Consider the following 25,472-nt stretch of genomic DNA (forward strand, 5'->3'; position numbering starts at 1 on the left):
GCCCGCCGCAGATCCGCGGCGGGCGGCGCGCTCGTGATCGCCGGTCAGGCCGACGGCTCGACCGCCTCGACGAGCACCTCGAGCACATGCCGGTACGGCTGGCCGGTGGCCCGGCTCATGCCCATCTCGCAGGTGCGGTTGCAGGAGGCGTACGCGTCGAAGTCGCGCTGATCGATCTCGGCGGCCTGGGCGGCGGTGGCACCGGCGGTGACCTCCGGGTGCAGCAGCCCCCGGTCACCGGCGAAGGCGCAGCACCCCCAACTGTCCGGCACGGTGACGGTGTCGGCGACCGCCTGGGCCACCGTACGCAGGTCGTCGATGCCGCCCAGGTGCACGCTGGAGCAGGTGGGGTGCAGGGCCAGCGACCCGAGCCGCCGGGGCTGCGGCAGCGCCGGGAGGAGGTGCTCGGCGGTGAAGGTCACGCTGTCGACGAAGCGCAGCGCGGCGTACCGTGCCCGGTCCTCCTCGGCCAGCGCGGCGGTCAGTTGCGTCAGCCCGTGGGTGCACGATGACGCGTCGCACACGACCGGCAACCGACCCTCGTCGCTTGCCGCCCACAGCGCGGCCAGGGCCCGTTCGGCCATCTCCCGGTGGCCGGCGGGGTAACCCTTGGACTGCCACGGGGTTCCGCAGCACAGGCCCGCCGTGCCGGTCGGTACGACGAGCGGCACCCGGGCCAGTTCGCACAGGCGCAGGAACGCCGCAGCCGCTCCGCCGGACGAGCCACCCTCCGGGCCGAAGAGGCTGCCGACGCAGGCCGCGAAGAACACCGCCTGGGCGTCCGGCGTGTCGCGGGGTGCGGGGCGGGGAGCGCCGGCGCGCGGCATGTCGTCGGTCCACAGTGGCACCAGCTCGGTGGCGCCGAGCCCACGGATCACCCCGGTCGCCGCGCGGGTGACAGGCGTCGGAACGGTGTGCGCGGCGGTCAGCCCCACCCGGACTCCCGTCACGGCGGCCCGCCAGTGCTTCGCGGCGGTACGGGCGGTGCGCTGGGCGCGAGGGCTGTGCCGCTCGGCGCGCAGTCGCTTCATCGCCGCCCCGGTGTCGATGCCGACCGGGCAGGCAGTGACGCAGAGGCTGTCCGCGGCGCAGCTGTCCACCGCGGCGTACGCGTAGTCGGCGGCCAGCTCCCGGCGGCGCTCCTCGTCACCGGCGGCGGTGGCGAGGGCGATCTGACGTTGCAGGACGATGCGCTGCCGGGGCGTGGTGGTGACGTCGGCGGTGGGGCAGACCGGCTCGCAGTAGCCACACTCGACGCAGGCGTCCAGCTCGGGGTCGACGGTCGGGACGGCCTTGAGCTGCCGCAGGTGCACGGTCGGGTCGTCGTTGAGCAGCACCCCCGGGTTGAGCAGCCCGCTCGGGTCGCACAACCGCTTGAGCTCGCGCATCACGTCGTACAGTTCGTCGCCGTACTGCCGGCGGACGAAGGGCGCCATGGCCCGGCCGGTGCCGTGCTCCGCCTTGAGCGTTCCGCCCTCGGCGAGCACGAGGTCGACCATCTCGTCGGTGAACCGGGCGTAGCGGTCGATCTCGGCCGGGGTGTCGAACGACTGGGTGAGCATGAAGTGCAGGTTGCCGTCCCGGGCGTGCCCGAAGATCACCGCGTCCGGGTAGCCGTGCCTGTCGAACAGCTCGATCAGCCCGTCGCAGGTGCCGGTCAGGCGCGGCATCGGCACCGCGACGTCCTCCAGCAGGGCCGTGGTGCCGGGCGAGCGCGCGCCGGCGACGGCGGTGTAGAGGCCCTTGCGCAGGTGCCAGAGGTTGGCCCGTTCCCGTGGATCGCGGGTCAGCTCGGTGCCGGTGACGGCCGGCAGCCGGTCGAGGACGGGACGGGCGTCGGCGAGCGTCGCGGCCAGCCGCTCCGCGCTGTCCTCGGCGAACTCCACGAGCAGCGCGGCGTGGCCGGCGACCGTCAGCCCGCGTAGGGCCGGGCTCGCGCCCGGGTCGCGCTGGCTGACCCGCAGCGCGGCCGCGTCGAGCAGTTCGGCGGTACGGGCGCCGGCGGCGAGCAGGGCCGGCAGCGCGTCGGTGGCGTCGGTGAGACCGGGCAGGATCAGCAGGCCGGTGGCGGCGTGTTCGTGGATCTCGACGGTACGGAAGACGGCCTCGGCGACGAACCCGAGCGTGCCCTCGCTGCCGATCATCAGGTGGGCGAGCATGTCGATCGGGGTGCTGTGGTCGAGCAGCGAGTTCAGCCCGTACCCCATGGTGTTCTTCATGCTGAACAGCCGCTCGATGGTGGCGCGCGACCCCGGCGTCGAGCGGACCCGGTCGCGCAGCCGCAGCAGCCCGGCGTGCAACTCGGGTTCGTCGACCCGCAGCCGGTCGTCGGCGTCGCGGGCACCGGAGTCGACGACCGTGCCGGACGGGAGGACGAAACGCAGCGACTCCATGGTGCGGTACGCGTTGTCGGTGGTGCCGCAGGTCATCCCGCTGGAGTTGTTCGCCACCATGCCACCCACCGTGCAGGCGGCCTCGCTGGCCGGGTCCGGGCCGAGCCGGCGTCGGTAGCGGGCCAGTCGGGCGTTGGCCTGCCGGATGGTCAGGCCCGGCTGGAGCCGGATGCGGCGACCGTCGTCGAGGACCTCGGCGTGCCGCCAGTCGGTGCGGACGTCGACCAGCACGCCCGCACCGCCGGCCTGACCGGCGAGGCTGGTGCCGCCGCCGCGCAGGGTCAGCGGTACGCCTGCCTCCCGGGCGCCGGCCATCAGCGCCCCGACCTCGGCCGCCGAGGCGGCGCGGACCACGGCCTGCGGCTCGAACAGGTACGGCGAGGCGTCGTGTGCCGCCGCAAGCCTCCGGGGCAGCTCGGCGCTGGCCCGGCCCGGGTCGTCGAGGCGCGAGCGCAGCAGCTCGGCGACCTCGCGGGCGCGCACGCCGGCCGAGGTCGGCGTGGGTACGACGGTGCTCATGGGCGGATCCTCCGAAAGGATTGGGTCAGTCGGCCACCGGAGACGCGACGACAAGCAGCCGGGCGGGGGTGGTGCCGACCGGGGTCGGCAGCCGTAGCGGAAGGCGGCCGGGGGTGATGCTGCCGAGCACGGAGGCGTGCCGCGCGCCGGTGCCCGAGCGCAGGGTGCCCGGGAGCCCGTGCACGGTCAGGTAGCCCAGCAGCGCGAAGGCCAGCGCCTCCTTGGCGTCCGAGGCGATGCCCAGGTCGTCGCTTGAGGACAGCTCGACGCCGGGCAGCTCATCGGCGATCATGCCCATCAGCGTCGGGTTGTGTGCGCCGCCGCCGGAGACGACGAGCCGGGTGACGCCGTGGTCGCGGCAGGCGCCGGCCACCGTGACCGCGGTCAGCCGCGTCAGCGTGGCCAACACGTCCTGCGGGGCCGGTGTGGGTGCGTCGGCCAGGGCGGCGAGCAGGTAGGGCCTGTGGAACAGCTCCTTGCCGGTGCTCTTCGGGCTGGGCAGCCGGTAGTACGGCTCGTCGAGCAGCCGCCGCAGCAGGGCCGGGTTCACCTCACCGGCGGCTGCCCCGCGCCCGTCCCGGTCGTACTCCTCGGTGCCCCCGCTGAAGTGGCGGGCGGCGGCGTCGAGGAGGGCGTTGGCCGGGCCGGTGTCGAAGGCGAGCGCATCCGCGTCCGGAGCGACGACGGTGATGTTGGCGATGCCGCCCAGGTTCAGCGCGGCCGGGACGCCGGGCAGGCCGCCGAGCAGCAGCGCGTCGAAGAGGGCGACCAGGGGAGCGCCCTGGCCGCCGGCGGCGACGTCGCGGCTGCGCAGGTCGGCCACGACCGGAAGGCCGGTGGCCTCCGCGATCCAGGCCGGCTGACCCAGTTGGAGAGTGCCCCGGACCGTGCCCGCCTCGACCCAGTGGTGCATGGTCTGCCCGTGCGAGACGACCAGGTCGGCCCGGCCGTCGCACAGCTCCGCGAGGGCCCGCACGCCGGCCTCGGCGAAGGCCTGGCCGATGCCGGTGTCCAGCACGCAGATCGCCTCGGTGGTGGTCGGCGCGGGCGGCAGGGCGGCGGCGATCTTCCCGCGCAGGTCCTCGGAGTACGGGTGGCTGAGTCGGCCCAACGGTCGCAACCGCAGGGTGTCGCCGCTCAGCTCGAACTCGGCTGCGGCGGCTTCGATGCCGTCGTAGGAGGTTCCGGACATCAGACCGATCACGCGCATCGTGGTCTCCTTCACGCCCGGCCGGCGGGCGCCGCCGCCTCGTCGTCGACCTCGTCGGTGCGCCCATGGTGGTACGGCGTCTCCGGGGCCGGGTGGAACCGGCTCGACACCGCGCCGACGACCAGGGTGATCAGGACGCCGATCGGAACCAGCCACTGCGCGGCGATCGCGGTCGCCGTGGTGGTCCCGGCCGTCGTGACGTCGATCTTGACATACCGGACGATGTAGGTCATCACCGCCACGGTGACCAGGAAGGCGATCACCGCGTCGACCTGGTTGGCCCGCTTGACGAGGCGGCCGAGCAGGAAGGCCCCGAGCAGCGCCCCGTAGGTGTAGCCGGCGATTGTCAGACCGGTCAGGTAGACGTTTCCGGTGCTGGAGCTGAACGCGCAGGCGAAGATCGCCATCAGCACCGCCCAGACCAGGGTCATCACCCGGGCGAGCCGGAGCATCGTGTCGTCGGACGGGACGGTGCGGAAGAAGCTGTGGATGAAGTCGGCGACCGTGGAGTTCGACATCGAGTTCAGCGCCGACGACAGCGAACCCATCGCCGCGCCGAGGATGCCGGCCACCAGCAGACCCGAGATGCCCACCGGCAGGGCGTGCAGGATGAAGCTCGGGTAGAGGTTGTCACTGCTGGCCAGGCCGAGCTCCTTGAAGGTCTGACCCTTGTTGTACGACCACAGCAGCGCGCCGACGAGCGAGAACGCCGCGAACTGGATCACCACGAAGATGCCCGAGGAGATCATCGCCTTCTGCCCCTCGCGCAGCGTGCGGGTGGACAGGATGCGCTGGACGATCAGCTGGTCCGACCCGTGGCTGGCCATCGCGAAGATCGCGCCACCGATGATTGCGGTCGGCAGGGCGAACGGGCTGGTGAGAACGTGCGCCAGGTCGACGTTGGTGTCGAAGAGCTGGAACTTGCCGGCGTCCAGCGCCTGCGAGTAGCCGTCGAAGCCGACGGCGTGGCTGAGCACCGCGATGGCCAGGATCGCCCCGCCCAGGTAGAGCCCCATCTGGATGGCGTCGGTCCAGATGACCGCCTTGATGCCACCGAGGTAGGTGTAGACCACCGTGATGAGCGTCAGAACGATGATGATGGCCTGGTAACCGACATTCAGGCCGAACTCGTCGAGGAGGAGCTTGATGGGGATGGCCGAGGCGAACAGCCGTACGCCCTCGGCCAGCAGGCGGGTGAAGACGAACGTCACCGACGCCAGGCCCTGAAGTTTCAGGCCAAACCGCTCACCAAGGTACTGGTAGGCACTGACGAACCCACCCCGCTTGTAGAGCGGGATGAGCACCGCGGCCACCACGACCCGGCCGATGACGTAGCCCAGGGCCAGCTCGACGTTGCCGAAGCCCTGACCGCTGTAGGCGCCGCCGGGAACACTGATCACGGTCAGGACGCTGGTCTCGGTGGCGACCACGGAGAACGAGACGGTCCACCAGGGCAGCCGGCCCTCGCCCACGAAGTAGTCCTTGGCGGACTTCTGTTTCCCGGACAGGCGTAGTCCGACGAAGGCGATCACCACGAGGTACAGCACGATCACGACCAGGTCGAGTTGACGCACGGCTCGCTCCCAACCAGCGGTTGTCAATAAGTGACGTTGCCCCAGGGTAACGCGAAACTTTTTGCCACCGCCCGTCCGGGCTGGTTACGCTGTGGTTTCAGCCTGCTGATACGGGGACCGTTCGCAGCTGCGCCCTCAGCCTGGCCGCGGCCGGAGACCACCCCACCGGCCGGCGACTGCACACCAGCGAGAGGAACGAGCACCCCGTGGACCTCAGCACCCTCGGCACCGAGACCCGCAACGACAAGACCAGCGATCTCGACCGGATGTCTCCCACCGAGCTGCTTCTCGCGATGAACGACGAGGACCAGACGGTCGCCGACGCCGTCCGCCGGGCGGTACCGGACATCGCGGCCGCCGTCGACGTCGTCGTGGCGTCGCTGCGCCAGGGCGGACGGCTGATCTACCTGGGCGCGGGCACCAGCGGCCGGATCGGCATGCTCGACGCCGTCGAGATCCCACCCACCTTCGGTACGACGCCCGACCGGGTCGTCGGTCTGCTCGCCGGCGGGGCGCGAGCCTTCGGCGTCGCCGTCGAGGGTGCGGAGGACGACCCGAGCCGTGCGGTCGCCGACCTCGACGCGGTCGGCCTGACCGCGCGCGACACGGTGGTCGGGCTCGCCGCCAGCGGCCGTACCCCGTACGTGGTCGGCGGGTTGGACCACGCCCGCGCGCTCGGCGCGGCGACAGTCTCGGTGGCCTGCAACACCGACGCGGTGATCAGCCGGCACGCCGACGTCGCCATCGAGGTGCCCACCGGCCCCGAGGTGCTCACCGGCTCCACCCGGCTCAAGGCCGGCACCGCCGAGAAGCTGGTCTGCAACATGCTCTCGACCGCCACGATGGCCCGGCTCGGGAAGGTCTACGGCAACCTGATGGTGGACATGAACGCCACAAACGAGAAGCTCGTCGACCGGGCGCGTCGGATCGTCGCCGAGGCCGCCGACACCGACCTGGACACCGCCGCGCGGGCTCTGGCGGCGGCGCACGGGCACGCCAAGACGGCCATCGTGCTGCTGCTTGCGAACTGCACCGCCGAGGAGGCCGCCGCCCGGCTGCGCGCCGCCGCCGACGACGTCCGGGCGGCAGTAGCCGCCTGACCCTGGTGCGGGCGGGGCGACGATCTCATCAGCTCGACGAAGCGCCCCGTCCGTTGCGGACGGGGCGCTTCGTGGTGTCAGCCGAGCTGTGTGTCCGGAACCGCTGGATCCTCGTACGCGTCGATGCCGGTCGGGCTGGCCAGCTCGATCCGGGGGGACCGATCCGGCGGAAGGTGGGCGAAGTCGGCGATGACGACGACATCCACCTCCCCGTCGATCATCGTCTGCTCGACGGTCTCCCACGAGGCCCGCATGATTCCTGCGAATCGGTAGGAGCGTCGGCGAAGGTGACTGAGGCACCTCGCGACGGCGGGCTCCGACGGCTCGATGGTAGCGGGGATCCAGATAACGGCGATTTCCATGAACCTCTCCTGATCAACGTCGTGGACGCGAGTGGGTGATCAGGAGTTGTCGGGGTGGGGGAGGGCCCCGCTCCACGGGACGGCTGGTGGCACGCATGTCGACGGCTCGTACGGTGCGCCCGGCGTGCAGCGTCGCGGCGGGCGGCGGAGCTTCGGCTGTCGACGTGGGTGGGTCAGCGCCGCCGGTGCCGACGCCGCTCGGTGCCGAGGCGAGCGCCAGCACGAACGCCGGTGGCCCCGACGCGGGACGGGCGGGCGGGGTGGGCCGCTGCCCGGTGACGGCGGTCGGCGTCGTGTGCGCCTGCTCCGGTGCCCGGCCAATCGATGTGCCGCGGGTGCCGCCCTGGGCCACCGTCGCCGGTGTGGGCGTAGAGGATGTCGGCGACGGTCGAGTGGCGACGCGTGCGGGCGGGGAGGCCGAGGCGGTTGGTGCGGTGGTGGCCTGCGGGGACGGTGGCCGGCTCGGCCGGCTCGGCCGGCTCGGCGGAACGGTTGTGGGGTGGGCCGACGGCGTCGGCACCGGAACATCCGACGGCAGGGGCAGCGGGTCCGTCGACGGCAGGGGCACGGGCAGCGGCAGCGGCAGCGGGACGACCGCGGTGGGTAGGGGCAGGGGGACGCTCAGCCGCACCTCGACCACGTCGGCCACCGAGACCGTGACGCCCTCCGGCGAGGTGGCGACCTCCACCAGTGGAAGAGATGGCGGCGACGGGGTGTCGGCGTGGGCGGGGTTGGCAGCCAGGGCCGCGCCGAGCGCCACCGCGCCGAGCGCCACCGGAGGGAGACTGTGCCTCAGCGCCATCAGGCAGAGGCGGCGGTCAGTGGTGTCGCCACCAGTGGGCGATCCGGTTCACCGGCCCGACGCCGCTGGTCGAGCGGGTGCTTCTCGCACCCTGCCGTTCCCTCCATGTGCGGGTTGATGCCCCGGGAAACCGTGAGTTACACCTCGTGTCGATGTCTCCATCGCCGGAACCTGACGTTTCACGCTCGCGTAACGGGTATCCAGGCGTACCAGTGCGACCGGCGGTGAACAGCTTCACGGAGTGAGGGGGCACCTGTCATGCCTGATCCACAGCCCACCATCGTGCTCGTGCACGGCGCATTCGCCGAGTCGGCGAGCTGGAACGGTGTGCTCGAGCGGCTGGGCGCCGCGTACGCCTCGGTGGCCGTGGCGAACCCGCTGCGGAGCGTCGCGGGCGACGCCGCGTACCTGCGGGACGTCGTGCGGTGGATCGGCGGACCGGTCGTCCTCGTCGGCCACTCGTACGGCGGCATGGTGATCACGCAGGCCGCAGCCGGCGACACCTCGGTACGGGCCCTCGTGTACGTCAACGCCCTCGCCCCGGACACCGACGAGTCCGCGTTGATGCTGTCCGGCAAGTTCCCCGGCAGCACCCTCGCCGACACGCTTGTGCAGTACCCGGTGTCGACCGGTGGGAACGAGGTGGCTATCGGCCAGGAGCAGTACCACGCCCAGTTCTGCGCGGACGCGTCCGACGACATGGCCGCGTTGATGGCCCGGACCCAGCGGCCGATCACCGAACAGGGCCTGGGCGACAAGCTCACCGGTGACGCGGCCTGGCGATCGCTGCCCAGCTGGTTCGTGTTCGGCGACGCTGACAAGAACATCCCCGTCGAGGCGCACCGCTTCATGGCCGAGCGGGCCAACGCCCGGGGGCAGCGCGAGGTCGTCGGCGGCTCGCACGCGATGGCGGTGGCTCGCCCGAGCGAGGTCGCCGAGACGATCATCGAGGCGGTTCGGGGCGTGAGCTGACCGGCCGTCCGGGCAGCAGAGGGTGGGTCGGTGACGAGACGTCGCCGACCCACCCTGCCGGTCACCGCCGCGAAGTCGACGCCGCCCAGAGGTGGTCCCGCGCGAAGATGGTGAACAGCTGGCCGGCAGTCATGCCGTCGTGCGCGCCGGGGACCTGCGCCGTCGCGGCAGCGTACCCCCGCGCTCGGAAGTTGTCGGCGATGGCGTTCTGGGCGTTGAGGGTGCCCTCGAAGACGCCGTTGCCGAGGAAGACCGAGAGGTCGTCGTCCCCGACCGCGTTCGCGATGGTGTCGTAGTCCTGAGTGGTGAGGGACGGATTGCCGGAGAAGTGCCCGTAGTACGCGAAGGTGGTCGGGTAGTTCTTCATGACGACGCCGCCCGTCATCCCGCCGTAGGAGAACCCGGCGTAGGCACGCCCCGAACGCTCGGTCGAGACGTTGAAGCTGCTTTCAATGAGGGGCAGGATCGTCTGGACCAGATTGTTGGCCGCGTTGGTCTGGTTGTACGACGCGAAGCCGAGGCTGGTGCCGGTGAAGTGGTTGCCCATGGTGACGACCACAGTGGGCTCGATCTCGCCCCTGGCGGTCATGTTGTCCAGGATGTTCGGGACGTTGGCGGGGACCATGAAGTCGGTCTCGTCACCGAAGATGCCGTGAGCGAGGTACGCGACCTTGTACGGCTTCGCGCGCTTGGGGTCGTACTTCGCCGGCAGGTAGACGCCGAGGTAGTGGCCGCTGTCGCCGAGGATCGTGGTGTACGGGACGTACCTGACGGTGCCCCGCTTCGCGCGGCCCGTCACCGGCAGCTCGTACTCTGCGCGCTCCTTCAGCACCGGGTCGTTCTGCTTCTTGGCGTACGGCACGTACACCGCGTCGAGGACGTCGTTGTTCCTGACCCGGAACGAGGACTCGCCCGGCGGCCGGGGGTTCGACGAGGCGGGATCCCAGATGCGCTTGTTCTCCCAGCCCTGGGTCGGGTCCCAGACCCGGTACCAGTAGCTGAGCCCGCCGGCGTGCAGCGGGACCGATACCGACCAGTTCCCCTTGCGGTCCCGGGTCATGTCCCGCAGGAACTCGGTGCCGCCGGCGTGGTAGCGCCCCGGCTGCCACTGTTCCGGTTGGTAGCGGGTGGTGCCGGTGGCGACGTCGAGCAGGGTCAGGTCCCCGGCGAGGCGGACCTGGGTCGCCTGGGGATTGCGGTAGACGAACGTGACGGTGTAGCCGGTCGGTGAGGCTCGGTCCACCTTGACCGTCGCACCCTGCGCGGTCGGGGGTCTGCCGGTGGCGGCGGCCGGTGTCGGGGCGACCACCCCCGCGGTGAGTGCCGTGATCGCGAGAGTCGAGATCGCGAGCCGGAGCCGGCGTCGTCCTGTCGTTCTCCTCATGCGCGAAGACTCCTTCGTGGTGGCCCGTCGCGGTCTGGTCGGTGGCAGTCGGGGGCTTCGAGGTCGCTAAATCGAATTAGCATTCGGAAGTGTCGCCACGTACACCTTTGGATGTCAAGGGCTCCCGGCGCGCGCTCATCGGCGGGCCGCCTGGTGCAGTGCCTGCGGCCTGCGGGTTTGCCCGGCTGGCCGCCCTTCGGGTGGCACAGTGATGTCAATGGACAGGAAGCACGTCGGGGAATGGCTCGCTGCTTACGAGCGGCTCTGGCGGACGCCGGGCACGGACGCATTGGTCACGCTCTTCACCGAGGACGCGACCTACCAGCAGGGGCCGTACTGGACTCCGGTCGTCGGCCTGCCGGCCATCGCCCGGATGTGGGAGAAGCAGCGCAAGGGCCCGGACGAGGTGTTCCGGATGACTGCGGAAATCGTCGCTGTCGACGGCGACACCGCCGTGTCGCGCCAGGAGGTCCGCTACGGCGACCCGGTCGACCAGGAGTACCGCGATCTGTGGGTCATGCGGTTCGCCGACGACGGGCGGTGCCGGTCATTCGAGGAGTGGCCGTTCTGGCCGGGCCAGCAACCGGCCGAACTCCCCGATGGATCGTGACCCGAGGATCCCGCCGGCAAGGCCGGGGCGGCCGGGCAGCTCGCCGGCCGGAGGTGTGGTTCCGCTGACGAGGGACCGCTCCACCTGACGACGGGTGCACTCCGTCCGTGGGTAGCTGACGTGGCCCGCCCCTCGTAGGTGAGGAGGTGGCCCAGGCTGCCGAGTTGGCGCACCACCCGCAGGGCCCCGTCGTACGGGTGCCGGGAAGCCGCCCGGTTCATCGGCTGGACGGCCGTTGCCGGGTCCGTCCCCGCTGGTGTGCGCCGTCACTCAGGTGGGCATGGTCAGCCCGTTGGGGTCCGGGGGAGCGGCTGCTACAGTCGAGATTGTTGCGGCCGCAAATTTATCAGCGGCAACTACTTTCCTGGGAAGGATGCTTCCGATGACCAAGCTCTCCGTCATCTACTACTCGTCCACCGGCACTCTGCACGCCATGGCCAAGCGCATCGCCGAGGCTGGCGAGAAGGCCGGCGCCGAGGTGCGGCTGCGTCAGGTGCCGGAGCTCGCCCCGGCGGAGGCCATCGCCTCCAACGCCGCCTGGAGCCAGCACTTCGACGCCACCAAGAACGAGCCGAAGGCGACCGCCGACGACGTCGTCTGGGCGGACGCCGTGGTGTTCGGCACGCCCACCCGTTACGGCAACGTGGCCAGCCAGCTCAAGCAGTTCATCGACACCCTCGGCCCGCAGTGGGCGCAGGGGCTGCTCGCCGACAAGGTGTACGCCGGCTTCACCGCGTCCATGACCGCACACGGCGGCCAGGAGTCGACCCTTCTCGCGCTCTACAACACCGTCCACCACTTCGGTGGCCTGGTCGTCGCCCCCGGCTACACCGACCCGCTGAAGTTCGCCGACGGCAACCCGTACGGCGTCTCGCACGTCACCGGCGGCGGCAACGACGCCCCGCTCGGCGACGCCCAGTTCGCCGCGCTCGACCACATGGCCGAGCGGGTCGTCAAGATCGCCGGCAAGCTCAGCGCCTGAGCGCGCTGCCGCCGTACCGGACGCCCGCCTCGACGCGGGCGCCCAGCTGGGCGAGGGCCGGTCTCCCGTGACGGGAGACCGGCCCTCGGCGTCCTCACACCGCGACCGCAGCCATGGCGGCATGGGGCCGGTGTTGATCGTCGTCGGGTCGGGGCAGGCGTTCCACCTCCCGGAAACCGGCGTGGGTGAGCCGCTCGGAGAACTCGTCGAGCGGCCACCGGTAGGCGGTCGCGACCTTGTGGTCGAAGGCCCCGACCTCGTCCGCGGTGAAGGTGCCCAGCACCAACCGCCCGCCCGGGGCCAGTACCCGCCGGAACTCCTCGAGTACGCCGTCGAGCTCCGGCGGCGGCAGATGGATCAACGAGTACCAGGCGAGGATGCCGTCGACGGACTCGTCGGCGACGTCGAGGCGTTCGAGCGACCCGAGCTGGAACTCGACCTCCGGGTGGACCGCCCGGGCGTGCGCGACGAACGCGGGCACCAGGTCGATTCCGGTGGCGTCGACGCCGAGCGCCCGAAGGTGACCGGTGAGGTGACCGGGCCCGCAGCCCAGGTCGAGCACCGGGCCGGGTCGACCCGTCAGGTGTCGCTCGATGAAGGCGAGGTCGTCCGGGTGCACCTGCCCGGCGGTGCCGAACAAGCTGATGTAGAGCTGCGCGACGGACGTGTAGGCCTGTCGTACGGTGTCCGTTTCCATCGCGGCACTATAAGGGTCACCAGGCTTGCTGACCTCCGTGACTTGCCACCGGAGGCTAATGTCGTTAGCCTTTAGCTAACCGAATTAGCTCATCGTGGAGGCGTCATGACCGAATACCTGGCTGTTGCCGGCAACACCCTCGCCTACGAGGTGACCGGGCAGGGCCCACTTGTCGTCCTGGCGCACGGCATGGGTGACAGCCGGCACTCGTACCGGTTCGTCGCTCCGGCCCTCGCCGCGGCCGGATACCGGGTCGCCAACGTCGACATCCGCGGCAGCGGCGACTCCAGCCTCGGCTGGGACGGCTACAGCCGCACCGACATCGCTGGCGATCTCCTCGCCGTCGTGCGCCACCTGGGCGGCCCGGCCGTGATCATCGGCCAGTCGATAAGCGGCGGCGCCGCGACCATCGCGGCCGCCACCGCGCCCGAGCTGATCAACGGCGTCATCGAGTTGGCGCCGTTCACCCGCGCACAGTCGTTCGACCTGGGCGGGTTGGTGCGGGTGAAGCGCTTCCGGGCCGGCTATCTCCAACTGGCGCAGGTGCTCCTGCGGGGCAGCGTGGCGAGCTGGCGCAAGTACCTCGACGTGGCGATCCCCACCAAGCCCGCCGACTGGGACGGCGAGCTGGCGCGCATCGAGGCCAAGATGAGTGAGCCCGGCCGGATGAAGGCCCTGCAGGCCATGGCCAAGACCAGCCCCGCCGATGCCGGTAGGCAGCTGCCCAATGTCACCCGCCCGGTCCTGGTGATCCAGGGCAGCGCCGACCCCGACTGGGCCGACCCACGGGCCGAGGGCGAACGCATCATCGCGGACCTGCCGCGCGGGCTCGGCGAGCTGGCTGTCATCGACGGCGCGGGCCACTACCCGCACGTCCAGACGCCGGACGAGGTCCTTGCCCTGGCCCTGCCCTTCCTCGCCCGGACGCTGAACAATGCCTAAGGCCCGGCTCACCCCGGCGTCCATCACCGAAGCCGGAGCCGCGCTCGTCGACGAGGTCGGCTTCGACAACCTCAGCATGGGCCTGCTCGCCGAACGACTCGGGATCAAGACCCCCTCGCTCTACAAGCACGTCGCCAGCCAGGCCGACCTGGCGCACCGGATCGCCATCCTGGCGATGACCCAGGCCGGCGATGTCCTCCGTGACGCCATCCAGGGCTGCTCCGGCAGCGATGCCCTCGCCGCGGGAGCACAGGCGATGCGGACGTTCGTGCGGGAACACCCCGGCCGGTACGCGGCGAGCAACGCCGCTCGCCCCACCGGCCCCGACGACCCGTTCATCCCGGCCAGCGAGCGCGTGCTCGCCTCCTGGGCCGCCATGCTCAGCGGGTACGGCCTGGACCCCGGCCAGGAGATCCACGCCATGCGGACGCTGCGCAGCGTCCTGCACGGCTTCGCGACGTTGGAGGTGGCCGGCGGGTTCCAGATCGACGCGTCCGTCGACGAGAGCTTCACCTGGTTGGTCAGCTTTCTGGATCAGGGTCTTCGTGCTGGCGCCGGGGCCGGCAACGCCGTCACCCGCTGACACCGGGCTGCGCTGGGCAGGCCCCTCAGGCGTACGCGAGCAGGAAGTCGACGGTGCCCGTACCGCCGGGTTGACCGGCCGGGACGGGCAGGCCGGGCTCGCTGTTCAGGACGTAGAACCCGCCTCCGCCGACCAGGCGGGGCGTCACGGCCAGGATCTGCGCCGCCATGGTCGCCCCGGTCGGCCGCACCACGCTGTCCAGGAGCAGCCGGAAGAGGTTCCCGTTCAGGTTCGCGACGTGCAGCACCCGGTAGGAGCGGGGGGCGGGCAGGCCGGCGCTGGTCAGGCCCCAGATGGGCACGATCTGGCTGCGCCACCGCGACGGGTCGTTGCTGATCGCGCTGTCGTGGTTGTTCAGTTGCGTCTGGATTCCGGAATGGATCCCGGCCAGGTGGATGTGCAGTTGGTCCTGCTGACGGATGGTCGGGTCGGCCGAGTTGATGCCCAGCCCGATGTGGGGGTAGACCACGTGTCCCGGCTGCCCCGGCTGGGCGTTGTTCCACGCCTCCAACCAGTAGTTCGGCGCGGCGGCGGTGGTGATGAACGGGCACTCGATGCCGCTGACCCGGCAACTGGGCACCAGCAGGAAGTCGTGGTTGGACCCTGACCCGCCATTGAGGATGACGTACGTGGGGGTCGTCCGCAGGCACTGCGGGAACGGTGGTCCGGTCTTCGTACCCTCGCAGACCTGGACCCGGTCCCACAGGTCGTACCTGCCGCCGGTGTCGGCGGGGTAACCGCACAGGGCGGAGGGTGTGGGGCAGGCTGCGGCACCGGGGCCGCCGGGTGTCGAGGGTGACGGTTGCGGGGTCGGGCCTCCGTCGGCCAGCGCCCGGTCCGCGCCGATCAGCGCCAGCAGTCCGGTGGTGCCGGCGGTACCGGAGAGTCTGACGAACTGACGTCGCGGCATCTCGCCCATCGTCATCCTCCGTGGTTGCCGTGCCGGGGCGAACATGAACGTGTCGAGATTAGGGTTAAAGCGGGCAATACGCGCAGTCCCCGGTGAACGCGTCGCCTGATCGTGTCGCCGTCGTGCGAGGATCTCGGCGTGGCCGAGACCGCTCCGACGCTTACCGAGATCCGCGCCCGCATCGACGAGCTGGATGCTGAGCTGGTGGGCCTGCTCGCCCGCCGGGAGACGCTGGTCCGGCAGGCCGCCCCACTCAAGAGCGACAGCCAGGCGGTCCGTGCGCCAGACCGGGTCGCGCAGGTGGTGGCCCGTGTCCGCGGGCTGGCCGGCGACGCCGGCGCCGACCCGGACCTGATCGAACGGATCTACCGGGGCATGATCCGGGCCTTCATCGAGATGGAGACCGACGAGCACCAGCGCGTCAACGGCGGGTCGACGCCGACGACCCGGTGATCGCCCAGACCCTGCGCGGTCAGGTCGCCGAGAGGCTCTCACCGTCTGCGCTGGCCACGGTGGACGGCGGTACGTAGCCGAGTTCGTACGAGATCTTGTCGGCGGTCTCCAGGAGCAGCGGCAGGTTGCTCTTCAGTTGGTCGAGGCTGGCGATGACCTCGATCGCGGTGATCGAGGCAGCGGCGATGACCTGCCCCCGCGAATCCCTGATCGGCGCGGCCACGCACATCACGTAGGCGTCGTGCTCGCCGTTGTCCATGGCCCAGCCGCACTCGTGGATGCGGGCGAGCTCGGCCTCGAGGGCGTCGTGGTCGGTGAACGTGGTGTCGGTGAACCGCTCGAAGACGACGTGGGAGAGCAGACGGTCGCGCTCCTGCCGGGGTAGGTAGGCGAGGATCGTCTTGCCGACGGCGCTCGCGTAGATGGAGACCGCGCGCCCCACCCGCGAGGGCAGCTTCACGGCGTCGAACGCGGGGCTGTCCACCTTGTCGATATAGATGATCTCGTCGCCGGTCAGTTGCGCGAGGTGTACGGTGTGGCCGGTCTCGCGTTGCAGCGCACGCAGGTGCGAGGCCGCCGGCTGGCGGAGGTCCATCGAGCCGAGCGCGAGCTCGGACAACTCGATGAGGCCGCTACCGAGCACGTAGGTGCCGGCGCCGGTCCGGCGGACGAAGCGCGCGGACTCCAGCGTCTGCAGGATCCGCAGGGCCGTGGATTTGTGGACGCCGAGCACGTCGGCGGCCTCGGTAAGGGACAGCGGGTGCTCCGCGGATCGACGAATGAGGTCGATCGCGCGGCGAATCGATTGCGCCAAGGCTCTGTCTCCCCTCGCGCGACGGGCAGCGCCGTCGCTGTCATTGCACATTGTGCAATATAGATGACGCGATACGCAACTGCCACTTGACACCGTTGCACATGACGCTACGATCGTTGCAATTTCATCCGCTTGACTCTGACTCGTAACAGTGGAGTAACGATGGGTAATCAGCGCGCTCGTTTCGGCATTGCCAGGGCGACATGTGCCCTCGGCCTGGTCGCCACTCTCTTGACCGGTTGCGGCTCCGACGGCGGTTCCAGCGACGGCGTCACCAAACTGACCTTCGCCGCCTCGACCTTCGGCGACCCGGGCCGCGGGCCCCTGTTGACGAAGTGGCTCGATGAGTTCAACCAGAGCCAGACCAAGGTCCAGGTCTCCGCCGCCGCGGTGCCGTACCCGACCTTCGGCCAGACCGTGCTCACCCAGATGGGCAGCGGCAAGGGCCCCGATCTCGTCCGCTTCGACATGCCCGAGTTCGAGGCCGCCTCGGACGCCGGCCTCGTCGCCCCGCTCGACAAGGTGATCGACGCCAGCACGTACGACCTGCTCAAGCAGCCGGACCAGTTCATGGTCCACGACGGTGTCCGGCACGGCGTCATCTTCGAGGCTTCGAACTACGCGATGTTCTACAACGCGGACCTGATCCCGACGCCGCCGACCACCTACGAGCAGTTCACCTCCACCGCGAAGTCGCTGACCAAGGGCGACGTCTTCGGTCTGGCGTTCCGCCAGACCGAGGCCGAGGAGGCAGGCGTCTGGCAGGACATCTTCAACTACGTCTACGGCTTCGGCGGCGCGTGGTCCGACGGCAAGAACCTGACCATCAACTCGCCCGAGAACCTCAAGGGCCTGCAGGCGTTCAAGGACCTGTACGACGCGAACGTGATCCCGCGCGGCGCGGACGCGGCGACGTTCCGGCGGATGTTCGCCGAGGGCAAGGTCGGGATGGAGCTCAACAACGGCGGCTACGTGACCGCCACGCGCGGCCAGAACGCCAAGCTGAACTTCAACGTCGCACCGATCCCGTTCCCGGTCCGCAAGCAGGGCGCGATCCTCGCACCAATCGTGATCAACGAGGCCAGCGAGGGCAAGGACGAGGCCGGCACCTTCATCAAGTGGGCGCTGGAACCGCAGAACCAGATCAAGCTCCAGGAGATCCTCGGCGCGAGCAGCGTCGCCACCGCCACGCAGCGCAGCGCGGAGAAGCTCAAGGAGACGCCGTTCCTCCCGGTCTTCGACGGGCTCACCGAGACCAGCCTGCCGCAGATCGTGCTGGGGTTCGAGGCCAAGACGCCGGACATCCGCAAGGTGGTCGTGCAGAACGTGGTCGCGGCACTGCAGGGCAAGGCCGACCTCAAGTCGGCGCTGGATAAGGCCCAGCAGCAGGCGAGCGAACTGGTCCGCTGACCGCTCGACACGGCGACGCTGCCGGCGCGACGATCTCCGCGCCGGCAGCGTCCTTCCCCCGAAGGACCAAACCCGATGACTGTGGTCGAACAGACCGGAGCACCGAAGACAACACCCTCAGGCCGGCCCCGGCGTCGGCCCAGCCCACTCGGTAGCAAGTGGACGCCGTACCTGTTCCTGGCACCCGCCGCGCTGTTCATCCTCGTCTTCCAGGCGGTACCCCTCGTCCAGGAGGTGTACCTCAGCTTCACCAGGACGAGACTGCTCAACCCCACCCGCAGCGAGTGGGTCGGGCTCGAGAACTTCAACCGGATCTTCGGCGATCCCGAGTTCCACCACACCCTGCTGATCACCGTCGTCTATGTGATCACCTGCGTGGTCGTCGCGATCGGCGCCGGGCTCGCCGTCGCGCTCCTGCTCAACGCGAAGTTCCGCGGCCGAGGCGTGGCCCGGGCGCTGGTGACGGTCCCCTGGGCCGCCCCGGGCATCGCGGTCGCGCTCATCGCCACCTGGATGCTCAACGCGCAGTACGGCATCGTGAACCGCTTCCTCGACGCCGTGGGGCTCGGTGTGCCCGGCGGCGCGATCCTGGACAGCCCGCGCTACGCGCTCCCGGCGGTGCTCGCGACGACCATCTGGCAGCTGTTCCCCTTCACCTCCGTGGTGCTGCTCTCCGCCCTACAGTCCGTTCCGCAGGACCTCAACGAGGCCGCGACCGTGGACGGGGCGGGACGCTGGGCCACCTTCCGGGCCGTCACCTGGCAGGTCATCAAGCCGACGGTGGGTCTGCTGGCCCTGCTGATGACGATCTGGTCGCTGCGGCGGTTCGAGCTGATCTGGCTGATGACCAAGGGTGGGCCTGTCGGTGCCACCGAGACGCTCGTCATCGACCTCTACTCGCAGGCCTTCGACTCGAAGGAACTCGGATCGGCGGCGGCCATCGGCATGGTCGGCGTCGTCATCTCGCTCATCGTCGTCATCGGCAGCCGCCTGGTCGCTCGTGCCGTGGAGAAGGGGGAGGTCCGATGAGGCGCTTCCGTTTCGGTGTCACCGCACGGATCGTCGCCGTGCTCGTCGTGCTGGGTGTCGCGGTGTTCCCGCTGTACTGGATGTTCGTCACGGCGCTGTCCAGCAACAGCGACCTCTTCGCCGACCAGCCCCGGCTCACGCCGGACCTCGGCCAGTTCGGGGTCTTCGTGGATGCCCTGGCCGAGGGCAAGGCCGCCGGGTGGCTGCTCAACAGCCTCATCATCGCCGTCGGAACGATGGTCCTCTCCGTCGGCCTCGGCATCCCGCTCGGCTACGCGTTGTCCCGGTTCTCGTTCTGGGGCAAGGCCGTGCTCACCGTGGTGCTGCTGTTCACGCAGATGCTTCCCGAGGCGCTCATGGTCGTTCCGCTGTTCGCGCTGTTCCGCCGCTTCGAACTGCTCGACTCGCTGACCGGCCTCGTCCTGGTGAACTCCGCCTTCGTCCTGCCGATCGTCGCGCTGATCCTCAAGGGCGCCATCGACGGCATTCCGAAGGAGTTGGAGGAGGCCGCGCGTGCCGACGGTGCCCGGCCCATCACCACCCTGACCCGCATCAACGTGCCGCTCATCGCGCCGTCGATCGCGGCCACCGCCGTCATCGCCTTCTTCCACGCCTGGAACGAGTACGTGTTCGCGGTGACGTTCATCTTCAACCCGGACCTGCAACCCGCCTCGGTCGGCATCGCGAACTTCATCGGCGAGCTGGGTACGCCGATCCAGACGGTGATGGCCGTCGCCTTCCTGTTCACGCTGCCAGCCGTCGCCTTCTACCTGCTGGTGCAGAAGTACGTGGTGTCCGGGATGACCGCCGGCGCGGTGAAGGGTTGAGTCGAGGATGAAGATCGTCTCTGTCGACACACTTGTCGTCGACTTCTACCGTACGAACCTCGTCATCGTGCGCGTCCACACCGACGAGGGGATCGTCGGGCTCGGTGAGGCCACCCTCGAGGGCAAGGAGCGCGCCGTCCAGGGTGCCGTCGCCGAGTTGGCCGAGGCCGTGGTGGGGCTGGATCCCACGAGCATCTCGAAGATCCTCTACGAGACGGCACGGGACTGGTACTGGCGCGGCGGGCCGGTCATCATGACCGCGTTGAGTTCGCTGGAGATGGCCCTCTGGGACATCTCGGCGCGCGAGCTCGGCGTCCCGGTCTCCCGGCTTCTCGGCGGCGCGACCCGGGACCGGGTCCGCGCGTACGCGAATGGTTGGTTCTCCGGCGCCGTCACGCCGGAGGACTACGCGGCCGCCGCCCGTCGGACGGTGGAGTCGGGCTTCCGTGGCCTGAAGTGGGACCCGTTCGAGAACTACGACCTCACCATCACCACCGCGCAGTTGGACCGGGTGCTCGCCCAGATCGACGCCGTCCGTGCGGCGGTGGGCCGCGAGGTCGAGTTGTTCGTCGAGGGGCACGGCCGCTTCGACGTCCGTCACGCCATCAAGGTCGCCACCGAGATCGCCCAGTTCGACCCGGTGTGGTTCGAGGAGCCCTGCCCACCGGACAATCTCGACGCGCTCGTCGACATCCGTCGCGCGTCGCCGGTGCCGATCGCGGCGGGGGAGCGGTGGTTCGGCCGGCAGGGCTTCGCGCCGGCACTGGCCCGTCAGGCGGTCGACTTCGTCCAGCCCGACGTGACGCACGCCGGCGGGATCGCCGAGCTGGCCTTCATCTCCACGCTCGCGGCGACAAGCTACGTGGGCTTCGCGCCGCACAACCCGAGCGGTCCACTCAGCACCGCCGCGACGCTGCAACTCGGGGCGACGCTGCCCAACTTCCGGTACCTGGAGATCATGGCGACCGACGTGCCCTGGCGGCCCGAGATCACCAACGAGCGGCTGGTGCTCACCGACGACGGCGACATCCTCATCCCCACCGGGATCGGCCTGGGGATCGAGCTGGATCTCACCGCGATCGAACAGCACCCGTTCACACCGCACCCGCTGCGGATGTTCCAGGACGCCGTCTACGACATCCGCCCCCGCGACGAGCGGTCCTTCTTCAACCTGGAGCGCGACTCATGACGGTGCCACGGCCTCGGGGGCTGGCCGAGGAGGCGGACTGGGTCGGCACCGCCGCCGAGGCATTACCTGACGACGCCGACAGCGTCCTCATCGGTCGGATCTGGGACCCGTCCGGCGACGGCCCCTCGCCGGTGACCGTCCGCGACGGCCAGGTCATCGACATCAGCCACCGGTTCCCGACCGTCCGCGACATCTGCGAGCTGCCCGACCCCGCCGCGACGGTGGCCGGGCTCGACGGGCCGATGGTCGGCGACTTCGGGGAGATCCTGGCCAACACGGGCGCCGCGACCCGAGACCGGAGCCGGCCCTGGTTGCTCGCCCCGGTCGACCTCCAGGCGCTCAAGGCCGCCGGGGTGACCTTCCCCATCTCGATGATCGAACGCGTGATCGAGGAACGGGCGCGGGGAGACCTGGCACTGGCGGCGGACATCCGGCACCGCATGCTCGCCGACGTCGGCGTCGACCTGCACAGCCTGGAGGCCGGCTCGCCGGAGGCGGACCGGCTCAAGAGCCTGCTTGTCGCCGAGGGCATGTGGAGCCAGTACCTGGAGGTGGGTATCGGCCCGGACGCCGAGATCTTCACCAAGGGGCAGATCCTCTCCGCCGTCGGCACCGCCGTTCCGGTAGGCGTGCTCGCCGCGTCGACCTGGAACAACCCGGAACCCGAGGTCACCCTCATCGTCCAGTCCAGTGGTCGGATCATCGGTGCCACCCTGGGCAACGACGTGAACCTGCGCGACATCGAGGGCCGCTCGGCGCTCCTGCTTCCCCTGGCGAAGGACAACAACGCCTCCTGCGCCCTCGGCCCCCTGATCCGGCTCTTCGACGACAGGTTCGGCATGGACCGGGTACGCGACCTCGAGGTGCGCCTGGAGGTCAACGGTGTGGACGGCTTCCACCTGGAGGCCGTCTCGGAGATGACCCAGATGTCGCGTGATCCCGAGGAGCTGGTCCGGCAGCTGATCGGGCCACACCACCACTATCCCGACGGTGCCGCCCTGATGCTCGGCACCATGTTCGCGCCCATCCAGGACCGGGACCGCCCCGGTGAGGGTTTCACCCACAAAGTCGACGACGTGGTACGGATCAGCTGCCCAGCGCTCGGCACCCTGGTCAACCGGGTGCGGCACGCGGAGGAGTGCGAGCCCTGGCACTTCGGCGTCCGCGATCTCATGGGCAATCTGGTGAGGAGAGGACTGCTGTGAACGTGGTCAACACGGTCGATCCGCGCGACGGTGAGCGTCGCGCGACGGATCTCACCGAGACCGACGAGTCCCGGCTGGAGGTGATCGCCGGCCAGGCGTCGGCGGCGGCGCGGTGGCTGGCCGCCCGCGGGAGGCTCGGCCGCGCCGAACTACTGGACGCGATCGCCGCGTCGCTGGAGTCCCGCCGCAAGGAGCTGGTCGCTGCCGCCGAGGCGGAGACCGGACTGAGCCACGCGCGACTCGACGGGGAACTCACCCGGGCAGCGCTCCAGTTCCGGATGTTCGGCGAGGTGCTGCGCGATGGCGCGTACGTCGAAGCGGCAATCGACCACGCCGCCGACACACCACTCGGACCGGGCCCGGACCTGCGGCGGATGCTCGTACCTCTCGGGCCGGTCGCCGTCTTCGGCGCCAGCAACTTCCCGTTCGCCTTCTCGGTGGCCGGCGGGGACACCGCCGCCGCGCTCGCCGCCGGGTGTCCGACGATCCTGAAAGCCCACCCGTCCCACCCACTGACCTCGCACGCCTCCGCCGCCGCGATCGAGGCCGCCGTCCGCGACCTCGGCGGGCCCGAGGGAGTCATCGCGATCGTGTACGGGGAGCAGGCCGGGCGCTCGCTGGTACGCCACCCGGAGATCCGCGCGGCAGCCCTGACCGGCTCGGTCAACGCCGCCCGCGCCATCCAGGCGGCAATCAACGAACGGCCCGACCCCATTCCGCTGTACGCCGAGCTGAGCAGCGTGAACCCGATCGTCGTCCTGCCCGACGCGGCGGCGGACCGGGCGGACCAGATCGCCGAGGGTCTGTTCGGCTCCTTCACGAACTCGGGCGGCCAGTTGTGCACCAAGCCCGGCCTGGCGTTCGTCCCGTCGGACCCGGGTGGTGACCGCCTGGTCGAGGCCCTGCGGGCGAGAGTCGACTCGTCCGGCGGCGCGGTCCTGCTCAACGAGCGCATCCGGGACGCGTACGAGAAGCAGGCCGCGCAGTTCGAGCGGGCCGGTGCCCGGGTCTCGGCGCGACCCACAGTCGATCCGGACGCGGGCTTCACCGTGGCGCCGACGCTGCTGCAGGTCGACCTCTCCGGCCTGACCGCCGAGATCGCCGACGAGTGCTTCGGCCCGCTCCTGGTGGTGGTCCGCTACGACGACGACGCCGACCTCGACGCCGCGCTGACCGCTGTCCCGCCGTCGCTGACCGGCTCGCTGCACCGCGGACCGGGCGACGACGCCGATGTCGTACGCCGACTTGTCGACGTGCTCGCCGCCCGCGCGGGTCGCATCGTCTTCGACGGCTACCCCACGGGTGTCCGGGTGTCCTGGGCCCAGCACCACGGTGGACCCTGGCCGTCGACGAACGCCGTGCACACGTCGGTGGGCGCCACGTCGATCCGACGGTTCCTCCGCCCGCTGGCGTGGCAGGACGCCCCGGCCTGGGTCCTGCCCGAGGAGTTGCGCGACGAGTACACCGCCATTTCTCGGCGAATCGACGGGAGGTTGCAGCCGGCGGTGGAGTAACCGCATCTGCCGGTCTCTCCCGGGTGCGTTTCCGGGCCACCCGCGGCTGGCGCGCGAATTCGTTGACGACATTGACCCGACAGTGAATTCGCGCGCCAGTTCCGCTGGTGCCGCTGAAGCGTGCCCGAATTGTTTTCCGGCCCGGTTTCCCGCACTGATTCTGTGGCATGTATTGACCGTCAATGCAATTCATGGTTCTGTTTTCGACAGGAACCGATGTTAGCGCTCGCAGCTGCATCGCTGGCCCTGATATCCCTTCACCTCACCATCGAATGGTCGGTCGACCGCTCGATGCGGTCTGACCACACGCCGAAGAGGGAGCAGGAACATGCCCGTCGCACCTCCCCGTCCCCTGACGCCGGCACGGACACGTCGGCTGATGCTCGCGCTGCTCGCCACGTTCACCGTCTCGCCCGCCTCGGCCGCACCCCCGCGCTCCTGCGCCTGACCGTCTACAGTGCGGAAGTCTCCGAGATCAGCCATAGACCAACGCTAGAATCGACGCGTGCAGCTTCGGTACAACTACCGGCTCTACCCGGATGCCGCCCAGCGTGAGGCGTTGGCGAAGGCGTTCGGGTGCGCGCGGGTGGTGTTCAACGACGGGCTGCGCGTGCGGCAGCACGCGCACGAGGCTGGCCTGCCGTACCCGACGGACGCCGAGCTGTCCAAGCGGGTTACCGTGGCGAAGTTGACCCCGGAGCGGGCGTGGCTGGGTGAGGTGTCATCGGTGGTGTTGCAGCAGGCCCTGGCGGACCTGAACGCCGCGTACCGCACCTTCTTCGCCTCGCTGTCGGGCAAGCGCAAGGGTCGTAAGGTCGCCGCTCCCCGGTTCCGGTCCCGTAAGGACAGCCGTCAGGCTGTCCGGTTCACTACCAACGCCCGGTTCAAGGTCCTCGACAACGGTCGACTGCGGCTGCCGAAGATCGGCGACCTGGAAGTCCGTTGGTCGCGGGAGCTGCCGGCTGCGCCGACGTCGGTGACGGTGGTCCGGGACGCCGCTGGTCGGCATTTCGCCTCGTTCGTGGTGCAGACCGCCGACCAGCCCTTACCCGAGGTGGATGCGGAGGTCGGCATCGACTTGGGGTTGACGCACTTCGCCGTGATGTCCGACGGGTCGAAGGTGACCGCGCCGAAGTTTCTGCGCCGTGCAGCCCGCAAGCTGCGCCGGTTGCAGCAGGGCTTGTCCCGCAAGCAGCGGGGCAGCAACAACCGCAAGAAGGCGGTGCGGAAGGTCGCCCGCGCGCACGCGAAGGTGGCCGACACCCGGCGGGACTGGCAGCACAAGCTTTCGACGCAGATCATCCGCGACAACCAAGCGGTGTTCGTCGAGGACCTGTGCGTGACCGGTCTCGCCCGGACACGGTTGGCGAAGTCAGTGCACGACGCTGGGTGGTCGCAGTTCGCGGCCATGCTGCAGTACAAGGCCGCCCGGCGCGGGCGCACCTTCGCCCGGGTAGATCGGTTCTTTCCGTCGACCCGCATGTGCTCGGGCTGCGGCCGGATCAACGCCAAGATGGCGCTCAACGTCCGGACGTGGGGCTGCCCATGCGGCAGCCTGCACGACCGAGACGTGAACGCCGCCAAGAACATCAGGGCCGCCGGACGGGCGGACCTCAACGACCGTGGAGCGCAGGTAAGACCGGCACCCGTGCCGGCGCCGCACAGGGAAGCGGTAACCCGTCGGGAGCTTGCCCCTTCGGGGGCGTAGCAGACCGGAATCTCCGCCCTTCAGGGCGGAGAGGACGTCAAGCGTTCACCCACGACTGTCGACATTTACGCGGGTGGCACGCGCCTCGGCTCGGCCCCGGTGTACCACGGCGTCGCCCTGCTGAAGAAGACCGTCCACGGCGAGCTGGACGCGCCGGTGGTTGCCCGCTACCGGGGCGACAAGCTCTTCAACGACTCCGAGAGCGCACCTGTCGACGTCAGGTAGCCCCAGGCTCGGCCCCGTACTCCCTGTGGTGGGGAAGCCCCGGCCGCGCACCCCCTGG

Annotated in this window: 24 protein-coding genes; 15 read left to right on the forward strand and 9 right to left on the reverse strand. The window is 70.2% G+C overall.

Going from position 1 to position 25,472, the window contains the following annotated elements; genetic code table 11:
- Positions 1-44: 44 nt before the first annotated feature.
- From ACWER9_RS10525 to ACWER9_RS10535, 3 genes are read right to left on the reverse strand one after another with little or no spacing between them, the layout of a single operon-like run.
- The gene (locus ACWER9_RS10525; RefSeq protein ID WP_452301571.1) at positions 45-2,912 is read right to left on the reverse strand and encodes an FAD-binding and (Fe-S)-binding domain-containing protein; all 2,868 of its coding nucleotides are present in this window, start codon (positions 2,910-2,912) and stop codon (positions 45-47) included.
- A gap of 25 nt (positions 2,913-2,937) precedes the next feature.
- Positions 2,938-4,122: an anhydro-N-acetylmuramic acid kinase gene (locus ACWER9_RS10530; RefSeq protein WP_452301572.1), complete on the reverse strand. Its 1,185-nt coding sequence runs from the start codon at positions 4,120-4,122 to the stop codon at positions 2,938-2,940.
- An 11-nt stretch (positions 4,123-4,133) separates the two neighbouring features.
- Complete coding sequence (locus tag ACWER9_RS10535; protein WP_452301573.1) at positions 4,134-5,696, reverse strand: sodium:solute symporter; 1,563 nt, start codon at positions 5,694-5,696, stop codon at positions 4,134-4,136.
- A gap of 206 nt (positions 5,697-5,902) precedes the next feature.
- Here ACWER9_RS10535 and murQ point away from each other — a divergent pair, with 206 nt between their 5' ends.
- On the forward strand, positions 5,903-6,796 hold the full coding sequence (murQ, locus tag ACWER9_RS10540; protein ID WP_452301574.1) for an N-acetylmuramic acid 6-phosphate etherase: 894 nt from the start codon (positions 5,903-5,905) through the stop codon (positions 6,794-6,796).
- 77 nt (positions 6,797-6,873) lie between these two features.
- Here murQ and ACWER9_RS10545 read toward each other — a convergent pair whose 3' ends face one another.
- Complete coding sequence (locus ACWER9_RS10545; RefSeq protein WP_452301575.1) at positions 6,874-7,050, reverse strand: hypothetical protein; 177 nt, start codon at positions 7,048-7,050, stop codon at positions 6,874-6,876.
- A gap of 121 nt (positions 7,051-7,171) precedes the next feature.
- Positions 7,172-7,960 (reverse strand): hypothetical protein, encoded by a 789-nt coding sequence (locus ACWER9_RS10550; protein ID WP_452301576.1) that lies wholly within the window; start codon positions 7,958-7,960, stop codon positions 7,172-7,174.
- A gap of 258 nt (positions 7,961-8,218) precedes the next feature.
- Between ACWER9_RS10550 and ACWER9_RS10555 the strand changes: the two genes are divergently transcribed.
- Complete coding sequence (locus ACWER9_RS10555; RefSeq protein WP_452301577.1) at positions 8,219-8,932, forward strand: alpha/beta fold hydrolase; 714 nt, start codon at positions 8,219-8,221, stop codon at positions 8,930-8,932.
- Between the two features lie 61 nt (positions 8,933-8,993).
- Here the strand turns inward: ACWER9_RS10555 and ACWER9_RS10560 are convergent, their stop codons facing one another.
- Complete coding sequence (locus ACWER9_RS10560; protein ID WP_452301578.1) at positions 8,994-10,316, reverse strand: alpha/beta hydrolase-fold protein; 1,323 nt, start codon at positions 10,314-10,316, stop codon at positions 8,994-8,996.
- Positions 10,317-10,533: 217 nt separating this feature from the next.
- Between ACWER9_RS10560 and ACWER9_RS10565 the strand changes: the two genes are divergently transcribed.
- Entirely contained in the window at positions 10,534-10,926 is a 393-nt protein-coding gene (locus ACWER9_RS10565; protein ID WP_452301579.1) for a YybH family protein, read from the forward strand.
- Positions 10,927-11,308: 382 nt separating this feature from the next.
- Positions 11,309-11,908 carry an NAD(P)H:quinone oxidoreductase gene (gene wrbA, locus ACWER9_RS10570; RefSeq protein ID WP_452301580.1) on the forward strand — a complete coding sequence of 200 codons (600 nt, stop codon included), beginning with the start codon at positions 11,309-11,311 and terminating at the stop codon, positions 11,906-11,908.
- 94 nt (positions 11,909-12,002) lie between these two features.
- On the opposite strand, the gene ACWER9_RS10575 is transcribed toward wrbA, so the two are convergent.
- Positions 12,003-12,605 (reverse strand): class I SAM-dependent methyltransferase, encoded by a 603-nt coding sequence (locus ACWER9_RS10575; RefSeq protein ID WP_452301581.1) that lies wholly within the window; start codon positions 12,603-12,605, stop codon positions 12,003-12,005.
- A 105-nt stretch (positions 12,606-12,710) separates the two neighbouring features.
- Here ACWER9_RS10575 and ACWER9_RS10580 point away from each other — a divergent pair, with 105 nt between their 5' ends.
- Entirely contained in the window at positions 12,711-13,547 is an 837-nt protein-coding gene (locus ACWER9_RS10580) for an alpha/beta fold hydrolase (RefSeq protein WP_452301582.1), read from the forward strand.
- Positions 13,540-14,130: a TetR/AcrR family transcriptional regulator gene (locus ACWER9_RS10585; protein ID WP_452301583.1), complete on the forward strand. Its 591-nt coding sequence runs from the start codon at positions 13,540-13,542 to the stop codon at positions 14,128-14,130. Before ACWER9_RS10580 ends, ACWER9_RS10585 begins: the two co-directional genes overlap by 8 nt.
- Before the next feature lie 25 nt (positions 14,131-14,155).
- On the opposite strand, the gene ACWER9_RS10590 is transcribed toward ACWER9_RS10585, so the two are convergent.
- Positions 14,156-15,040 (reverse strand): CDP-diacylglycerol diphosphatase, encoded by an 885-nt coding sequence (locus ACWER9_RS10590; protein WP_452301584.1) that lies wholly within the window; start codon positions 15,038-15,040, stop codon positions 14,156-14,158.
- A gap of 138 nt (positions 15,041-15,178) precedes the next feature.
- Here ACWER9_RS10590 and ACWER9_RS10595 point away from each other — a divergent pair, with 138 nt between their 5' ends.
- Positions 15,179-15,493 (forward strand): chorismate mutase, encoded by a 315-nt coding sequence (locus tag ACWER9_RS10595; protein WP_452301585.1) that lies wholly within the window; start codon positions 15,179-15,181, stop codon positions 15,491-15,493.
- Positions 15,494-15,512: 19 nt separating this feature from the next.
- Here the strand turns inward: ACWER9_RS10595 and ACWER9_RS10600 are convergent, their stop codons facing one another.
- Positions 15,513-16,307 (reverse strand): IclR family transcriptional regulator, encoded by a 795-nt coding sequence (locus ACWER9_RS10600; protein WP_452301586.1) that lies wholly within the window; start codon positions 16,305-16,307, stop codon positions 15,513-15,515.
- A gap of 162 nt (positions 16,308-16,469) precedes the next feature.
- On the opposite strand from ACWER9_RS10600, the gene ACWER9_RS10605 reads away from it, so the two are divergent.
- The 8 genes from ACWER9_RS10605 (at position 16,470) to ACWER9_RS10640 (ending at position 25,414) form a co-directional block, all read left to right on the forward strand.
- Positions 16,470-17,717, forward strand: a complete 1,248-nt coding sequence (locus ACWER9_RS10605) for an ABC transporter substrate-binding protein (RefSeq protein ID WP_452301587.1) — start codon at positions 16,470-16,472, stop codon at positions 17,715-17,717.
- Between the two features lie 75 nt (positions 17,718-17,792).
- Positions 17,793-18,746: a carbohydrate ABC transporter permease gene (locus tag ACWER9_RS10610; protein WP_357351078.1), complete on the forward strand. Its 954-nt coding sequence runs from the start codon at positions 17,793-17,795 to the stop codon at positions 18,744-18,746.
- Positions 18,743-19,573: a carbohydrate ABC transporter permease gene (locus tag ACWER9_RS10615; RefSeq protein WP_452301588.1), complete on the forward strand. Its 831-nt coding sequence runs from the start codon at positions 18,743-18,745 to the stop codon at positions 19,571-19,573. The genes ACWER9_RS10610 and ACWER9_RS10615 overlap by 4 nt, the downstream gene beginning before the upstream one ends.
- A gap of 7 nt (positions 19,574-19,580) precedes the next feature.
- The gene (locus tag ACWER9_RS10620; protein WP_452301589.1) at positions 19,581-20,762 is read left to right on the forward strand and encodes a mandelate racemase/muconate lactonizing enzyme family protein; all 1,182 of its coding nucleotides are present in this window, start codon (positions 19,581-19,583) and stop codon (positions 20,760-20,762) included.
- Positions 20,759-21,967, forward strand: coding sequence for a fumarylacetoacetate hydrolase family protein (locus tag ACWER9_RS10625; protein ID WP_452301590.1), 1,209 nt, complete (start codon positions 20,759-20,761; stop codon positions 21,965-21,967). Before ACWER9_RS10620 ends, ACWER9_RS10625 begins: the two co-directional genes overlap by 4 nt.
- On the forward strand, positions 21,964-23,481 hold the full coding sequence (locus ACWER9_RS10630) for an aldehyde dehydrogenase family protein (protein WP_452301591.1): 1,518 nt from the start codon (positions 21,964-21,966) through the stop codon (positions 23,479-23,481). Before ACWER9_RS10625 ends, ACWER9_RS10630 begins: the two co-directional genes overlap by 4 nt.
- 505 nt (positions 23,482-23,986) lie before the next feature.
- On the forward strand, positions 23,987-25,189 hold the full coding sequence (locus ACWER9_RS10635) for an RNA-guided endonuclease InsQ/TnpB family protein (protein ID WP_452301592.1): 1,203 nt from the start codon (positions 23,987-23,989) through the stop codon (positions 25,187-25,189).
- A 99-nt stretch (positions 25,190-25,288) separates the two neighbouring features.
- Positions 25,289-25,414 carry a hypothetical protein gene (locus ACWER9_RS10640; protein WP_452301593.1) on the forward strand — a complete coding sequence of 42 codons (126 nt, stop codon included), beginning with the start codon at positions 25,289-25,291 and terminating at the stop codon, positions 25,412-25,414.
- Positions 25,415-25,472 lie beyond the last annotated feature (58 nt).

This window comes from Micromonospora sp. NPDC003944 (assembly GCF_053605225.1).

Coding starts and splice junctions, on each gene's coding strand:
- ACWER9_RS10525 (WP_452301571.1), bottom strand. CDS start 2,912: ATGAGCACCGTCGTACCCACGCCGACCTCGGCCGGCGTGCGCGCCCGC.
- ACWER9_RS10530 (WP_452301572.1), bottom strand. CDS start 4,122: ATGCGCGTGATCGGTCTGATGTCCGGAACCTCCTACGACGGCATCGAA.
- ACWER9_RS10545 (WP_452301575.1), bottom strand. CDS start 7,050: ATGCGGGCCTCGTGGGAGACCGTCGAGCAGACGATGATCGACGGGGAG.
- ACWER9_RS10550 (WP_452301576.1), bottom strand. CDS start 7,960: ATGGCGCTGAGGCACAGTCTCCCTCCGGTGGCGCTCGGCGCGGTGGCG.
- ACWER9_RS10555 (WP_452301577.1), top strand. CDS start 8,219: ATGCCTGATCCACAGCCCACCATCGTGCTCGTGCACGGCGCATTCGCC.
- ACWER9_RS10560 (WP_452301578.1), bottom strand. CDS start 10,316: ATGAGGAGAACGACAGGACGACGCCGGCTCCGGCTCGCGATCTCGACT.
- ACWER9_RS10565 (WP_452301579.1), top strand. CDS start 10,534: ATGGACAGGAAGCACGTCGGGGAATGGCTCGCTGCTTACGAGCGGCTC.
- wrbA (WP_452301580.1), top strand. CDS start 11,309: ATGACCAAGCTCTCCGTCATCTACTACTCGTCCACCGGCACTCTGCAC.
- ACWER9_RS10575 (WP_452301581.1), bottom strand. CDS start 12,605: ATGGAAACGGACACCGTACGACAGGCCTACACGTCCGTCGCGCAGCTC.
- ACWER9_RS10580 (WP_452301582.1), top strand. CDS start 12,711: ATGACCGAATACCTGGCTGTTGCCGGCAACACCCTCGCCTACGAGGTG.
- ACWER9_RS10585 (WP_452301583.1), top strand. CDS start 13,540: ATGCCTAAGGCCCGGCTCACCCCGGCGTCCATCACCGAAGCCGGAGCC.
- ACWER9_RS10590 (WP_452301584.1), bottom strand. CDS start 15,040: ATGCCGCGACGTCAGTTCGTCAGACTCTCCGGTACCGCCGGCACCACC.
- ACWER9_RS10605 (WP_452301587.1), top strand. CDS start 16,470: ATGGGTAATCAGCGCGCTCGTTTCGGCATTGCCAGGGCGACATGTGCC.
- ACWER9_RS10610 (WP_357351078.1), top strand. CDS start 17,793: ATGACTGTGGTCGAACAGACCGGAGCACCGAAGACAACACCCTCAGGC.
- ACWER9_RS10615 (WP_452301588.1), top strand. CDS start 18,743: ATGAGGCGCTTCCGTTTCGGTGTCACCGCACGGATCGTCGCCGTGCTC.
- ACWER9_RS10620 (WP_452301589.1), top strand. CDS start 19,581: ATGAAGATCGTCTCTGTCGACACACTTGTCGTCGACTTCTACCGTACG.
- ACWER9_RS10625 (WP_452301590.1), top strand. CDS start 20,759: ATGACGGTGCCACGGCCTCGGGGGCTGGCCGAGGAGGCGGACTGGGTC.